The organism is Neorhizobium sp. LjRoot104 (assembly GCF_964253725.1).
Taxonomy (GTDB): Bacteria; Pseudomonadota; Alphaproteobacteria; order Rhizobiales; family Rhizobiaceae; genus Neorhizobium.
In genome coordinates, this window is sequence record NZ_CAXURS020000002.1 from 1,693,569 (window position 1) to 1,707,868 (window position 14,300).

Sequence of the window (14,300 nt, forward strand, 5' to 3'; positions counted from 1 at the left end):
AGCTTTTGCAGGCCAGCGAACTGGCGCGATCCCGCTCGTAGCTAAGAACGATCTGTCTTAGATGAGCGTTCTGTAGGCTCAATTTTCCTAGCCAGTTGCGTGCGAGGGTTCCGGATCTCGGCGTCCAGACGCAACATTTCTCCAAAGGAGCTTTCCGGGTTTGGTTTCGCAGACGCCGACCTCGACATCTCTCAAGAACTTAACGTCCTGGTGGTGAAGGGCCAAAAGGCTGAACCGAAGGACGGCGAATATCTGCATCGCGGGATCGCGGGCCGTTCTTTCGAGCGGCGCTTCGAGCTGGCCGATCACGTCAAGGTGGACCCGATAGACCATTCCAAATCGCAACGCATTGTAGAACAGGACAGCAATCTTGCGCGCCGTCGCTGTCACTGCCTCCTGCTTACCTATGCGCCCTGCCAACCGTCGGTAAAACGCACCAAGAGCGGTGTCATTTCGCCCGATCGTGGTGGCAGCCAACCGCAACAATGCTGCCGCTCGACTGGACGAGCGACGGGTTCGGGATGACAGCACTTTGCTTCCGGAGATCTTGTTGCCGGGTGCGAGGCAGAGCCACGATGTGAAGTGCTTGGCAGTCGGCGCAATCTTGCCCCGAAACTTCCGGCGCTCGCCGACCATGTGGATTTCGGAAAATCAACTATTGGCGATCCCCGATGCCGGTTCGGCCCAAAATCGCCTTCCAGTCGGAGATAAAAGCTTTGCGTTGCGCACGATCTTGGGCTGCCAAAAGGGCAGGCCCAATCCGTATCGGGCGACCAATACCAGACTCCATCAGGGAACTTGGACCATCGACGCCATCTGGCAGCGGCGCGTTATCAGCAAAAAAGAAAGAAGAGCTTTTCGCTATTTCCTTGCCACGTGCCGACAAGAGATAGTCTATGAATGCACCAGAGACATCTTTCTCGCGAGATTTCAACGGGATAAGCGTCCCGCGCGCAAGTATCAAAGTATAGTCCTTGGGTAGCACGATTTTCAGGTTCGGATTCTGCAGGTGGGCGGCATAGGCGTATGACCCCAAGATGTTATAGGCGATCCGGATGTTGCCCTTCAGGAGCTCGCCGAGCACTTCATTATTGCAGCAGCGCGTTATGGTTTCGGCTCTTCCGAAACTCTCCAGCAACCGCCCGTAAGATGTCGGTGCCACACGGGAATCGTTGTAGGCGAGCAGATACCCAATCCCCGATGCCTCGACATCATAAGTCCCGATCCGCCCTTTGTAGACCTCCGGCTTCTGCCTGAGAAGCTCTGCAAGCTCTTCGTGAGTGTTGGGAACATCTGTCGGAGGCACTGTCCGATCGTCATAGACGATCACCGCCGGCTCGAATGTGAAGCCATATATTTCTTCGCGCCAATTTGCCCAATCCGGCGCCGTTTCCGTCGTCGCGGATGAGTGAGCGAGTGCGCAGCCATCATTGGCCAGCTTGACCAGTTGGTCTACGGATGAAGACAAGAGCAGGTCAGCACTGTATTTCTGTTGCTCGCATGCGCTTGCAGCCTCCTTGAACAGGTCGTTGGTGAGGTAATCGACATATTCGATTGCCAAGCCGGGCATTATCGTCTGGAAGTCCTCGATAAGAGGTCGCATGGCCTCCACATCCGTCGCGCCATGAACCAGAAGCCGCCTGGTTTCGGTGTCTTTCGACTCGAACACCAGATGATCACCCTCCAGCGCCTGCGCCATGCCTGCTGCAAGCAGAAGAATGACGGAGCTCGCGATTATTGCGCTCGAAAGTCCTCTCATGGTTCACTCGCTCGATGAAGTGGCAGGTCGATGATCGTCGTAAACCCTCTGTGTTCCGAGCGCTGTTCGAATCTCAGTTCACCCTGCAACATCAGGCTTACCTCCGATGCGATCGCAAAGCCGAGGCCTGAGACCTGATTTTCTGATTTATGTGATCCGAAACGTGCTGTGACAGTCTGCCAGAGTTCGGGTGGAATGCCGAGCCCGTCATCTTCGACCTCGACAAATGCGCGGCTTGAAGATGATCGAACGCGAACCTCCAGCCGCGAAACGCTGCCATGGCGAAGCGAATTATCGATCACGTTGACCAGCGCCTCCCGCAAGCTCAAACCATCGCCCTTGACGACGACCGGATTGTCCGGCGCCTCGAACGATACGACGATCTCGGGATCGAGCGTCAACGGAACTGCTGCCTTGAACGCCTTACGCGCAATATCTGTCAGATCCAGCGGCAGGAGCTTATGTGAATCGAAGCGGTGAATAACCATCGCATGGGTGAGAAGCTGGTTCGTCAGGTGGCTGAGTTCAGATGCCCGTTCCTTTACCCGTAGCAGATGGCGCCGATCATCCCCATCCAGTCGGGTCTCGTCGATCAGGCTAATTTGGGCCGAAAGTGCAGTCAGTGGTGTGCGGATCTGGTGGGCGCTGTCGCCGATAAAGCGCTGCAGTAACTTGATGCGCCCATCCAGCCGGCTCATGAAATGATTGATCGACAATACGAACGGCTCAAGTTCCCTCGGCACGGAAACACGGAGGGGCGTCAGATCCTTTGGGTCGCGGCCACTCAATGCCGTGGCAAGTTCCGAAACAGGGCGCAGTGATAGGCGCAGTGTCAATGCGGTTGCGACCAGTGTCGCAATGCCCATCAGGCCGACCAGCAGAGTTGCATTAGCGGTCAAATCGGAGGCTAGGGCCTGTCGAGCCTCGGTTGTCTGGGCGATGATCACATAAGCCCATCCCGTCAGGGAAGGATCCGAAATCGCACGCCCCGTGATGGCGATCCTGACCTTTGCCCCATGATAGAAGCCATCGAGAAATACCGGCGTCCTCCGTGCCTTGGAATAATCAAGCTCCGGTTGTAGATCCTCGTATCCGGTCAGCGTTCGATTTCGTGTGTCCACCACCCGATAGAATACCCGATCCCGGCTTGCCAGTCCGAGCAGTTCGAATGCGGACGACGGCATCTTGATCGCCAGGGCGCCATCATCGACCGACAGGTTTTCCGAAATCTGGATCGCCGCGCCCTGAAGAAGGCGATCATACGCGTCATCGGCTGCGGCGATGGCGTAGTACCAAGCTGCGGTGAGAAGGCCTGCTGCACCAAATGCCAGCACGACCATGACCCGCAGCAGCAGTCGCGCGAAAAGCGATGTCTCAAGCTTAATCATCGGCTGACAACTGATAACCAATGCCTCGGACGGTGATGATCTTCGCTTTCGCGCCCTCCAGTTTCTTGCGCAGCCGGCCTATGTATAATTCGATCGCATTCGGGTTTGCTGCATCGTCGAAACCGAACAGGTGATCGAGCAGTTCATCCTTGCTGAATACACGCCCAGGTCGTGATGCGAGAACCTCGAGCAGGCTCATTTCACGACGTTTCAGTTGGATTTCCCGCTTGCCGACACGGGCGCTGCGATTGGCCCGGTCAAGCAGTATGTCGCCGCATGCGATGATATTGGTGGCCTCGCCGCCCGAGCGGCGTCGCATCAGCACGCGCGCACGGGCCTCCAGCTCGCGAAAGTCGAACGGCTTGACCAGATAATCATCGGCACCGATGTCGAGTGCGCCCACCCGATCATCAATTTCCGAACGCGCTGTCAGCACCAGGACCGGCACGGTGCTGCGGCTCTGACGAAGCCGTCGCAAGATCTCGAAACCGTCTATGCCCGGCAGCATAACATCGAGGATGACCAGATCATATTCCGTAAAAGCGAGGATCTCTGAGGCAGCCAGGCCATCGCTCTGCCAATCGACGCTATGGCCGATTGCCTCAAAACGTCGACTGATGGCTTCCCCTACATCTTCGGTGTCTTCTACAAGCATGATACGCATGCGCATGAGCGTGGCACGCTCGAAAAGCACAGGCAAGCCCACCCCGTATCCGTGACAGTATCTTGACAGGTTAGCGAACTAAACCTCGCTCACCTGTCGACGGGAGAGAGTTTTTCGGCAGGCCTTGGGAGATCTGTACCACACGACATCGCCGGTTCGGCCCGTGACGCATGACATGCGACGCTATGGCTGCCCGCGATGACGCAACACCTCCCGAGCGAGAATAGATTCACGCAAAGGAGAGCCTTATCATGAAGCGTATTCTACTGACTTTTCTGGCCGGCACGGTTGTTGCCTCGTTCGGCAATCTGTCCGTCGCAGTCGCAGAGCCGACCAAGCCGGAATGCCTCGCCGGTGCCAAGCCGGGCGGTGGCTTCGACCTGACCTGCCGCCTCGTCGCCAATTCGCTTCTAGCGTCAAAAGAGATTTCCACGCCTATGGCTGTAACCTACATGGAAGGCGGCGTTGGCGCAGTTGCGTATAACCACGTGATCGGCAAGCGCGGTAAGGACGGCAACCTGATCACCGCCGCATCGTCCGGATCAGCCTTGCTGATCGCACAGGGCAAGTTCGGTAAATATGACGAAACCGCTGTCCGCTGGCTCGGCGCGCTCGGCGCCGACTACGGCGTCCTCGTTGTCTCCAGCGATTCTCCCTACAAGACGCTGGGCGAACTGGTCGAAGCCTACAAGGCCGACCCGAACAGCTTCGCCATTGCCGGCGGCGGTGCTGTCGGATCGCAGGACTGGATGAAGGGATCGCTGCTCGCCAAGGCCGCAAACCAGGAACCCAAAAAAATGCGTTATGTCGCCCTCGAAGGCGGTGGCGCAGTATTGACGGCGCTCGAAGGCGGCCATGTCAAGGTCGGTGCCGGTGATGCCGCTGAAATGGCCAAGCACCATGTCGCGGGCAAGGTGCGCATTCTGGCGGTGATGTCGGACAAGCGCTTGCCGGGCGAACTTGCCGATGTTCCGACCGCCAAGGAACAGGGATACGAAATCGATTGGCCGGTCTGGCGCGGTTACTACGTGGGCAAGGATGTCTCCGATGCAGACTATAACTGGTGGGTTGCGGCCTTCGAAAAGCTGACCAAGACACCCGAGTTCGCCAAGGAGCGCGAAACCCGCGGTCTTTTCGAATTCACTAAGCTTGGCGCCGATTTCGACGCTTACGTGAAAGAAGATGTCGTGCGCTTCAAGGCACTAGCCAAAGACGCCGGGATGTAAATGACGTCTGGAGGTCCGGCAGCGCCTGACGACGCCGGGCTTCTCCTTCTCGCATCGGGCAAAGATCAGTCTCGATGACATGCGCCGGCCGCGACCAGCCGTATCCCTCGCCATTAACCCTCGAGATTTTCATGTCAGAATCTTCTTCCAACCCTCACAGACTAACCGGTCGGATCAGCGCGCTCTGCCTGCTGGTCCTGGCAATTGCCTATGGTGTCGGCGGCGGCATGATCGAATATGCCTTCGCGTCTGATCCGCTCGGCCCCCGCGTCATGCCAATACTTCTGGCCGGTGTGCTCGGCGCTCTAAGCTTATTTTACCTGCGTTTTCCCGGCAGTTCGGAGAAATTTCCGAAAGGATCGCTTCTCTATCGCGTGCTGGCCATTCCGGTCTTGCTCATCATTTCCGTCATGCTGTTCGAACCCGCAGGCTTTGCCATTTCCATTTTCGTTCTGACCTTCGGAACGGCGCTGTTATTCGGGGCAAACCGGAAAATGTCGCTGCTCGGCGGACTTGGTCACGCCGCACTCTGGTGGGTGATCTTCTCCTACCTTCTGGAAGTCTATCTGCCCGTCGGCGCCATTTTTGGCTGATCCATCCTCGGCTGCAACCGGGTGCCCATTTTTGGGAAAGGTTTAAATCATGAGCTTCGAATATCTCTGGCAGGGTTTTGGCGTCGCGCTGACGTGGCAGAACCTGCTGATCGGCTTTGTCGGATGCTTTATCGGGACCTTGGTCGGCGCACTGCCGGCCATCGGTCCGATTAACGGCATCGCCCTCCTCCTGCCGATCGCCTACACGATGGGGCTTCCTCCTGAAAGCACCATGATCCTGCTGGCATCGATCTATTGTGGCGCCGAATATGGTGGACGCATCTCGTCGATCCTGCTGAACGTGCCCGGCGACGCCGGTGCCGTCATGACGGCCCTCGATGGCTACCCGATGGCGCAGCAGGGACGAGCCGGCGAAGCGCTTGCACTGTCCGGTCTGTCGTCTTTTGTCGGCGGCATTCTCGGCTCGATTGGCCTTGCACTTTTTGCGCCGCTTCTGGCAGGCCTTGCGATCGGTTTTGGGCCTGCGGAATATTTCGTACTGATGGTGTTTGCCTTCGCGACGCTGGGTTCGATGGTCGGAAGTCAGCCGGTCAAAACCCTGATCGGCTGCACGCTCGGCCTCATGCTGGCGACAATCGGCCTTGATGCCACGTCAGGTGCCTATCGTTTTACCTTCAACGAGCCTGAACTTGGCGACGGGATCGAATTCGTCGTCCTCGTTATCGGCCTGTTTTCGATCTCCGAAGCGATGATTATTCTCGAACACCAGGGTCGCGGCTTCACGGTCATTCGCGAGCTCGGCCGGATGACGGCACGTATGAGCGATGTGGTGAAATGTACAGGTGCGACGCTTCGCAGCTCGGTGATTGGTTTTGTCGTCGGCGTTCTGCCAGGAACGGGCGCATCTGTCTCCAGCGCCATTTCCTACACCACCGAAAGGCGTCTGTCCGACACCGAAGGCACCTTCGGCAAGGGTGATGTGCGTGGTCTTGCTGCTCCGGAGGCCGCCAACAATGCCACCGCCTGCGGGGCCTTCGTTCCAATGCTGACGCTTGGTGTTCCAGGCTCTGGCACCACTGCAGTGATGCTCGGCGCGCTGATGCTCTATAACATCCAGCCCGGCCCGATGTTGCTGACGGAACGCCCCGAAATCGTCGGCGGTCTAGTGGCTGCCATGTTCATCGGCAACTTCATCCTGCTCGCACTCAACCTGCCGCTGGTGAATATCTTCGCCCGTGTGCTGACCGTGCCGAACTGGCTGCTGGTTCCCGGGATTCTTGTTCTGTCGATCGTCGGTGTCTATTCCACACACGCCTCGGTATTCTCGATCTTCCTGATGCTGGGCATCGGGATCTTCGGCTGGCTGATGCGAAAGGCGGGCTTCGACATGGCCCCTATTATCCTAGGCTTCGTTCTCGGTCGCGTCATGGAGGTCAACCTTCGTAATGCACTGGCCATCAGCGGCGGCGACATATCGATCCTATTCCAAAGCACAATTTCGATTGTCCTGTGGATCCTGGCAGTGGCGATCGCTATCCTACCGTTCGCTCTCGCCTACAGAGCAAAGAAGCGGAAGAACCTTCAGGCGGCTACGACAGCCACAAGCTGATTGTCGCAAAGAAATTCTCTCAAATGGCCTGACGATGGAAGACAACGTCAGGCCAAGGTCTGCGTAGGTAGGCAGCCTTCACATGTCCCGTCGGGTGTGTCGAAGACTGCGACCGATGCTGCAGCTATCATTCTTCACCAGTTCGGCCTTCTCAATCACCGGCGTCGCACTCCTGCCGATGACGAATGTGACTGTTCGGGTCTTTGGCTTTCTTTTGCATCGGGATAGTGTTCGGTAATCTCAACGCCATGGCGATGTGCTCTCTCGGCCAGGTCGCTGGCCTGTGGGCATCGCTGATCGTTTTCCGAGTCAAGCTTGGTCGCCACCCTTTAGGCCATTGGCGTCGGGAGATTCTATGACGGGTCAGTTGTGAATCTGGCGGTGGGTTTCTTTGTCGCTCGCTTCGGTTCTCTCATATTGGCGGCACTAGCAAGACAGAGTGACGCTTCGTCATTCGAAGCAGCGTTATAAGTAGAAACAAAAGTCGGATTGATCTGCAGTGAGCGGATCGACGGCGGTGATATCGGTGATCGCCTTCACATAGGCGGCAAATGAGCTCGGGCAGTTCTTCGAGGCGAGCGGAACGCGCTTGATGCTGGCGACGACGTCTTCTGCCATGAAGTCGCTGCCGTCGTGGAACTTGACGTTCGGCCGCAGCTTGAACTCCCTGGTCGTGTCGTCGATCGTCTTCCACGACGCGGCCAGCGCCGGCTGGATCTGTTCCTTGGCGTCCTGATTGACGAGGCCGTCGAAGATGTTGCGCGCCATGGCGCTATTCGGGCCGACGACATAGAACTGCGGGTCCATGGACGTGGTCGAGGCGGCCAGACCGACGGTCAGGTCCTTCGCATGGGACGCGAACGGTACGGCAAAGACTGACGCTGCCAAGGCGGCTGCGATCGTAAGGAATTTCTTGATGGAGCTCCTCCGGGGTTTCCGAAATCCGCGCTCTCCCTGCGGATTAGAGATGCCATTAAAGCCTCCCCCAGAAAAGAAAAATTGCATTTGATGTTCCATTCATGCCCTAATGTTATGGGAGCCGAAGCGAATGCGATTGAAGCCACGACAGGTTGAAGCCTTCAGAAGCGTGATGATGACGGGCGGCATCACCGCCGCCGCAGAAGCTGCCTCATTCGCGACCTGGAGGAAATCGTCGGGATCAGGCTGTTCGAGCGGGTCGGGGCCTGTCTCGTGCCGACGGCCGAGGCGACGCAGCTTTTCCGGGAGGTCGAGCGGCTTTATCTCGGTCTCGACCAGATCGCCCAGGCCGCGGACGATATCCGCCGGCACAAGAACATCGTGCTGAGGATCGCCAGCGTCACTTCGCTGGTTCGGCCCTATCTGCACCAGGCGATCATCGATGTGGTCGGCAACCGTCTGGACATCCCGCTGGTGATCGACGTTGAAAACAGCCGGCATATCTGGGACATGGTCGAGAAGAACCGCTACGACCTTGGCTTCGTCTTCGGCTCACCGCGCATGGCGGACAAGAATGCGGTCCTGCCCATGCCGTCGCCGCCATGGCGCCCGGCCACAGGCTGGCGTCTCGCAAAATCATCACGCCCGCCGACCTTCTGGACGAGCGCGTCCTGATTCCTGGCCGCAATTCGCCGCTGAGGCTGGCTCTGGACCGCGCCTTTTCGAATGAAGACCATCAACCGACCAGCACGATGGAAACCTCGATGCTGAACTGCTGCTATTTCGCGGCATCGGGAATGGGTGTCGGCATCGTCGCCCACACAAGCCTTCGCTCCGCCGGCGCCGACATCATCGCCATTCCGTTCGAGCCGCGGATCGAAGTTTCCTATTTCGCCATTCGTCCGTCGGGCGGGCAGCGCATTGCCGTGCTGGACGATATCGTGAGGCGGATGGGCGAATTGATGGCGGAATAACGGCTGCTATCTGCGAAGGCTTCGAAGACCTAAAACAGAAAGGAGCGGGATTCGACATCCCGCTCCTGACGCTATCGATAGGATCCGAGAACGACCGTTCTCCGGATCATTCCACTTCGACATTCTCGACGGTTATGCCGGACTGAAAGGTCAGGAAGCCCGGGATATTGGTGAAGCCCTTGACCTTCTTGCTGAGGCCAAAACTCTGGTCGCGCCACATCAGATAGACGAATGGCGACTGTTCGAGGGCGCGATCGACGAACTGGCCGTAGATTTTCTCCCGCTCGCCGGCATCGAGTGTGACGCGTCCCTTGTCTAGGAGATCGTTGATGACCGGGTCGTTGAAGTAGGCGGAGTTGTTGAGCCGCACCAGCTGCTGGCCGCCGTAGAAGAAGTTGCTGAGCCAGTCGGGGTCGGCGATATCTCCGGCCGTGCCGGCAACCAGGAAGTCGTAGTCACCCGCATTGTTCTTGGCGATACGGCCGGACCAGTCGGGGAGATCGAGCTTCGCCTTGATGCCTATCTTGGCAAGCTCGGCCTGGACGGCGATAGCGGTGTTGTTGTGGAAGCCGTATTGCGAGGTGGCGAGCAGCCGGGCTTCGAAACCGTCCGGATAGCCTGCCTTGGCGAGCAATTCCTTGGCTTTCGCGATGTCGTACTTGAAGAAGTTCGCCTTTTCCTTCGAATACCCCATGTAGCCTTCCGGGATTGCGATGCCGAACAGTGGGGTCCCGCGGCCGTTGAAGGCGGTGTTGATGACGGTCGCACGGTCGATTGCGTAGGAAATCGCCTGTCGCACTTCCGGCTTCGAGAAGGGCTCGAACTTGGTGTTGAACTGCAGCATCATGAACGGGCCGGTGGTGCTTGCCAGCTTCAGGTCCGAGCTGCCTTCGATCGACCCGGCATCCTTCCACGGAACGTAGTCGATGATATCGACGTCGCCGGACTTCAGCGCGTTCACGCGGGTGTTTTCGTCGCCGTAGAAGACGTAGTGCACGTCATCGAGATGTGGCTTGCCCTTTTTGTAGTAGCCGTCGAACTTTTCGACGGTCAGCTCGCGGCCGCGCTCCCAGGTGGCGTACTTGAAGGGGCCGGCACCGACGGGCGCCGCATTCGGGTCCGTACCATGCGCCTTGATCCAGGCGGCCGGGATGATCGCCGATTCCGGAAGCGCCAGGTAATGCACCAACGGCACGAACGGCTTGGAAAGCACCAGCTTCACGGTATTGGCGTCCGGCGTCTCGATCGACTGGATGACGCCGAGTTCGTTCCGGTAGGTCGCCTTGCTGTCCTTGGCGGTCATGCGCTCGATGGACGCCTTGACGTCCGCCGACGTGACCGGAGAACCGTCATGGAACTTCGCGTCGCGCAGCTTGAACGTATAGTTGAGCGCATCCGGAGCGACGCTGTAGCTCTCGGCGAGCTCCAGCGAGAGCTTGCCGTCGGCGCCGTAGTTGAAGAGGCCGCGATGGATCGCAAGCCGGATGGTGCGCGCCGGCGTGCCCGCATTGATGGTGCTTTCAAGCGTCGACGGCTCGCCGGAAATACCGAAATAGAGCGTGCCGCCATCCGCCAGCGCTTGATGAGCGAAGACGCTCGATGCCAGGGCCAAGACGAGCCCGAAGATCTTCCTTTTCATGCCGTACCCCTTTTTTGCTTCTGTTTGTTGATGAGAAATTGCCATGCCCGTTACTCCTCCCTGAGTCGTGGATCGAGAATGTCGCGCAGCCGGTCGCCCACCACGTTGATGGCAAGCACCGTCAAGGCGAGAAGAAGTGACGGCCAGATCACGTACATCGGGTTCTGGCCGAGATAGCCGCGCGCGGTTCCGATCATCTGGCCCCAGGACGGCTCCGGCGGCACGATGCCGAGGCCGAGGAAGCTCAGGCCGGATTCCAGAAGGATGGCGGCCGCGACCGTCAATGTCGCCTGCACGACCAGCGGCGACAGGATGTTCGGAAGGATGGCGGTGAAAACGACGCGGCGGGCTGACGCGCCCATCGCATGTTCGGCCTCCATGAACTCCATCCGCGAGACCTGCAGCGTGGCGGCGTGTGCGACGCGGGCGAAATGCGGGACGTAGAGAACACCGATGACGACGGCGAGGCTGAATATTCCGCTTTCCCAGAACCCGACCGCCAGCAGCGCCAGCAGGATGGGCGGAAAGCTCAGCATGATATCCACGCTCCGCATGATGAGAAATGCGATCAGCGGCCGACCATAAGCGCCCGCGATCCCGATCATGGTTCCGAGAACTCCGGCGATCACGGTCGCGCCGATCGCCACCAGCAAGGTCGGCTGGACCCCGATCAGCAGTCGGCTGAGCAGATCGCGGCCGAATTCGTCGGTGCCCAGCCAGTGGGCAGTGGTACTGCCCTGGTTGACGGTCTGCGGATTGAGCAGGAACGGGTCCTGCGGAGCAAGCCAGCTGCCGAAGACGCCGATGAAGATCACCGCGACGAGCAGCACGATGCTGGCCAGGAAGGAGGGTTGGTTGCGGGTCGCGCGGAGAATTGCCTCGGGGATCACGAGCGTTTCCTCCGGATGCGCGGGTCGAGCAGGCTGTAGAGCAGCTCTACCACCAGGTTGATCAGGATGAACGCCGCGGCGATGGCCAGCATCGCCCCTTGGACCAGAGGATAGTTACGCGCCGATACGGCGCCAACGAGAAGCGTGCTGAGGCCCGGCCAGTTGAACATGGCTTCGACGAGAACCGTGCCGCCCATGAGGTTACCGAGCTGCAGGCCGATGATCGTGACGATCGGGATCGCGGCATTGCGCAGGACGTGCTGCCAAATGATCCGCCGTTCGGACATGCCTTTGGCACGCAGCGCGCGGACGAAATCGCGGCCGAGGATTTCCAGCATGGAGGAGCGCGTCATCCGGGCGATCGACGCGGCCAGACCGAAGCCCAGAGCCAGCGCCGGCAAGGCCAGCTTGCGGAAATGCTCCAGTGCGTTGCGCGAGATATCCGTGTAGCCGCTTGCCGGAAGCCAGCCGAGCTTCAGGCTGAAGAACAGCACCAGCAGCGTGCCCATGATATAGACCGGCACCGATATGCCGATCGTCGCGAGCGAGGTCAGCACCGTATCGCGCATGCTGCCCCGCTTGAGTGCGGCCGCAATGCCGAGCGGAACGCCGATGAGCGCTGCAATGACGATCGCCGCGAATGCGAGCTCGAGTGTGCGCGGCAGGTTCTGCATCACGTAGTTGGCGACCGGATAACCGTTGGTCAGCGACTTGCCGAAATCGAGATGCAGCGCGTTCCAGAGCCAGACGAAATATTGCGACACCACCGCCTGGTCGAGGCCGAGTTGGCTGCGCATCGAGGCGATCGCCTCAGGCGACGGATTGCTGTCGGCGCCGAGCAGCAGGAGCACGGGATCGCCCGGCATGATGTACATGACGGAGAAGATCAGGGTGGCGACGACGAGAAGCTGGATCAAAGCGGTCAGGAGCTTTCGCGCGGCAAGGAGCAGAGCCCCAATCGAGGCGTTCATGCGCCCTCCTTTCCGCCGAGCAGCGAACCGACGGTCGGCACGGCATCCAGCAACATGCGGGTATAGGGCTCTTTAGGATTGCCGAAAATCTCCGCAGCAGGTCCGTACTCGACGATCCTGCCCTTCTGCATGACCGCGACCGTGTCGCTGACATGCTCGACCACGGAGAGATCATGGGAGATGAAGAGATAGGTCAGGTCGAACTCCGCCTGCAGGTCCTTGAGCAAGTTCAGCACCTGGGCCTGAACGGAGACGTCGAGCGCGGAGACCGCTTCGTCGCAGATGACGAGCGACGGGTTGAGAGCCAGTGCACGCGCAATGGCAATTCTCTGCCGCTGCCCGCCAGAGAATTCATGCGGATATTTCTGGGCCGCGGCAGCAGGCATGCCTACGGCGTCGAGCAGCGAGCGGACCCGCCCCTGACGCCCCGCTGCATCGCCATCGGCGAAGATCACCATCGGCGCCTCAACGATCTGGGCGACCGTCTGGCGCGGGTTGAGCGAACCGTAGGGGTTCTGGAAGACCATGGCGATCTCGCGCCGGAACGGCCGCATCTCCTTGTCCGAGAGCCCGGCAATATCCTTGCCCTTGAAGAAGATCTGGCCGGAATCGGGCTTGTAGAGCCGTATGACTGCACGGGAGAGCGTGCTCTTGCCGCAGCCGGATTCGCCGACGAGACCGAGCGTCGTACGCGGCGCGATCGACAGGCTGACGCGATCGACGGCACGCATCTCAACCGGCATGGCGAGAGGCGAAGGCTTGACCCAGTAGGACTTGCAGAGATCGCGGATTTCGAGAAGCGGACGATCACCCGTTGCCGGAATGGGTCCCGAGGATGCGGGGCGGCGGCGCGGTTCCGGCCGGACGCTGCGCACCTTGCCCGATGAATCGCGCTCGATCACCGGCAGCCGTTCGGCATCGCGGCCAAGCGACGGCATGGAATCGATCAGCGCCCTGGAATAGTCGCTTTGGGGGGCGGCGAAGAGATCGGCGGTCGTCGCCTCCTCCATCTTGTCGCCGGCATACATGACCACGACGCGGTCTGCGACTTCGTAAATGACGCCGAGATCGTGGGTTATCAGCAGGATCGCCGCGCCGACTTCCCCGTTCAATTCGCGGAGCAGGTCGAGCACCTGCTTCTGCACGGTGACGTCGAGCGCGGTGGTCGGCTCGTCGGCTATGATGATGCGTGGCCGGCAGGCGACCGCCATGGCGATCATGATGCGCTGGCACTGGCCACCTGACAGCTCGTGCGGATACGCGCGCATGGCGCGATCGGGATCGGGGATCAGGACCTTTTCCAGCAAATCGCGGGCCTTTCGGCGCGCATTCGCACGGCCGACGGGGTCATGCAGGAGGATGGCCTCGATGATCTGGTCGCCGCAGGTGAAGATCGGATCGAGCGACGCTATCGCATCCTGGAAGATCATGGCGATATGGCTGCCGCGCAGCTTGCGCAGCTCCGCCGGCGGCAGCTTCAGGATGTCGATGCCGTCTACCAGAACCTCACCACCGGTGACCACTGCGTTCGGTGGCAGGAGCCCCATCACGCCGAGCGAGGTGATGGTCTTGCCGCTGCCGCTTTCACCGACGAGCCCGAGGATTTCGCCCGGCTGGATGGTGAAATCGATATTGCGCACGGCTGACTTCAGCCCCGCGCCGGTCTTGAAGGCGATCGAGAGGTTTCTGACTTCGAGCATCCGACCTC

13 protein-coding genes and 2 pseudogenes are annotated in these 14,300 nt (G+C 59.6%); 6 read left to right on the top strand and 9 right to left on the bottom strand.

Going from position 1 to position 14,300, the window contains the following annotated elements; translation table 11 throughout:
- Window positions 1–162: 162 nt before the first annotated feature.
- A pseudogene (locus ACSQ8R_RS30165) lies at window positions 163–321 on the top strand (Hsp20 family protein); the annotation flags it as partial.
- A 3-nt stretch (window positions 322–324) separates the two neighbouring features.
- On the opposite strand, the pseudogene ACSQ8R_RS30170 reads toward ACSQ8R_RS30165, so the two are convergent.
- The 4 genes and pseudogenes from ACSQ8R_RS30170 to ACSQ8R_RS30185 all read right to left on the bottom strand — a co-directional run.
- A pseudogene (locus tag ACSQ8R_RS30170) lies at window positions 325–597 on the bottom strand (transposase); the annotation flags it as partial.
- Window positions 598–655: 58 nt separating this feature from the next.
- Window positions 656–1,759, bottom strand: a complete 1,104-nt coding sequence (locus ACSQ8R_RS30175; protein ID WP_436257002.1) for an ABC transporter substrate-binding protein — start codon at window positions 1,757–1,759, stop codon at window positions 656–658.
- Window positions 1,756–3,147, bottom strand: a complete 1,392-nt coding sequence (locus ACSQ8R_RS30180) for a sensor histidine kinase (protein ID WP_436257003.1) — start codon at window positions 3,145–3,147, stop codon at window positions 1,756–1,758. Before ACSQ8R_RS30180 ends, ACSQ8R_RS30175 begins: the two co-directional genes overlap by 4 nt.
- Window positions 3,140–3,811 carry a response regulator transcription factor gene (locus ACSQ8R_RS30185; protein ID WP_436257317.1) on the bottom strand — a complete coding sequence of 224 codons (672 nt, stop codon included), beginning with the start codon at window positions 3,809–3,811 and terminating at the stop codon, window positions 3,140–3,142. Before ACSQ8R_RS30185 ends, ACSQ8R_RS30180 begins: the two co-directional genes overlap by 8 nt.
- 251 nt (window positions 3,812–4,062) lie before the next feature.
- On the opposite strand from ACSQ8R_RS30185, the gene ACSQ8R_RS30190 reads away from it, so the two are divergent.
- From ACSQ8R_RS30190 to ACSQ8R_RS30200, 3 genes are all read left to right on the top strand, one after another.
- Complete coding sequence (locus tag ACSQ8R_RS30190) at window positions 4,063–5,037, top strand: Bug family tripartite tricarboxylate transporter substrate binding protein (RefSeq protein ID WP_436257004.1); 975 nt, start codon at window positions 4,063–4,065, stop codon at window positions 5,035–5,037.
- Window positions 5,038–5,168: 131 nt separating this feature from the next.
- Window positions 5,169–5,630 carry a tripartite tricarboxylate transporter TctB family protein gene (locus tag ACSQ8R_RS30195; RefSeq protein ID WP_436257005.1) on the top strand — a complete coding sequence of 154 codons (462 nt, stop codon included), beginning with the start codon at window positions 5,169–5,171 and terminating at the stop codon, window positions 5,628–5,630.
- A 49-nt stretch (window positions 5,631–5,679) separates the two neighbouring features.
- The gene (locus tag ACSQ8R_RS30200; RefSeq protein ID WP_436257006.1) at window positions 5,680–7,200 is read left to right on the top strand and encodes a tripartite tricarboxylate transporter permease; all 1,521 of its coding nucleotides are present in this window, start codon (window positions 5,680–5,682) and stop codon (window positions 7,198–7,200) included.
- Window positions 7,201–7,665: 465 nt separating this feature from the next.
- Here the strand turns inward: ACSQ8R_RS30200 and ACSQ8R_RS30205 are convergent, their stop codons facing one another.
- Window positions 7,666–8,088: an ABC transporter substrate-binding protein gene (locus ACSQ8R_RS30205; protein WP_436257007.1), complete on the bottom strand. Its 423-nt coding sequence runs from the start codon at window positions 8,086–8,088 to the stop codon at window positions 7,666–7,668.
- 303 nt (window positions 8,089–8,391) lie between these two features.
- Between ACSQ8R_RS30205 and ACSQ8R_RS30210 the strand changes: the two genes are divergently transcribed.
- Together ACSQ8R_RS30210 and ACSQ8R_RS30215 are read left to right on the top strand one after the other, a co-directional pair.
- Window positions 8,392–8,793: a hypothetical protein gene (locus tag ACSQ8R_RS30210; protein WP_436257008.1), complete on the top strand. Its 402-nt coding sequence runs from the start codon at window positions 8,392–8,394 to the stop codon at window positions 8,791–8,793.
- A complete protein-coding gene (locus ACSQ8R_RS30215; RefSeq protein ID WP_436257009.1) occupies window positions 8,721–9,092 on the top strand; it encodes a LysR substrate-binding domain-containing protein in 372 nt (123 codons plus the stop codon). The genes ACSQ8R_RS30210 and ACSQ8R_RS30215 overlap by 73 nt, the downstream gene beginning before the upstream one ends.
- Window positions 9,093–9,198: 106 nt before the next feature.
- Here ACSQ8R_RS30215 and ACSQ8R_RS30220 read toward each other — a convergent pair whose 3' ends face one another.
- Genes ACSQ8R_RS30220 through ACSQ8R_RS30235 form a run of 4 tightly spaced genes read right to left on the bottom strand, consistent with a single transcriptional unit; the run spans window position 9,199 to window position 14,292 of the window.
- A complete protein-coding gene (locus tag ACSQ8R_RS30220) occupies window positions 9,199–10,731 on the bottom strand; it encodes an ABC transporter substrate-binding protein (protein ID WP_436257010.1) in 1,533 nt (510 codons plus the stop codon).
- Between the two features lie 50 nt (window positions 10,732–10,781).
- On the bottom strand, window positions 10,782–11,621 hold the full coding sequence (locus ACSQ8R_RS30225) for an ABC transporter permease (protein ID WP_436257011.1): 840 nt from the start codon (window positions 11,619–11,621) through the stop codon (window positions 10,782–10,784).
- Complete coding sequence (locus tag ACSQ8R_RS30230) at window positions 11,618–12,592, bottom strand: ABC transporter permease (protein WP_436257012.1); 975 nt, start codon at window positions 12,590–12,592, stop codon at window positions 11,618–11,620. The genes ACSQ8R_RS30225 and ACSQ8R_RS30230 overlap by 4 nt, the downstream gene beginning before the upstream one ends.
- Window positions 12,589–14,292: an ABC transporter ATP-binding protein gene (locus tag ACSQ8R_RS30235; RefSeq protein ID WP_436257013.1), complete on the bottom strand. Its 1,704-nt coding sequence runs from the start codon at window positions 14,290–14,292 to the stop codon at window positions 12,589–12,591. The genes ACSQ8R_RS30230 and ACSQ8R_RS30235 overlap by 4 nt, the downstream gene beginning before the upstream one ends.
- Window positions 14,293–14,300: the final 8 nt, after the last annotated feature.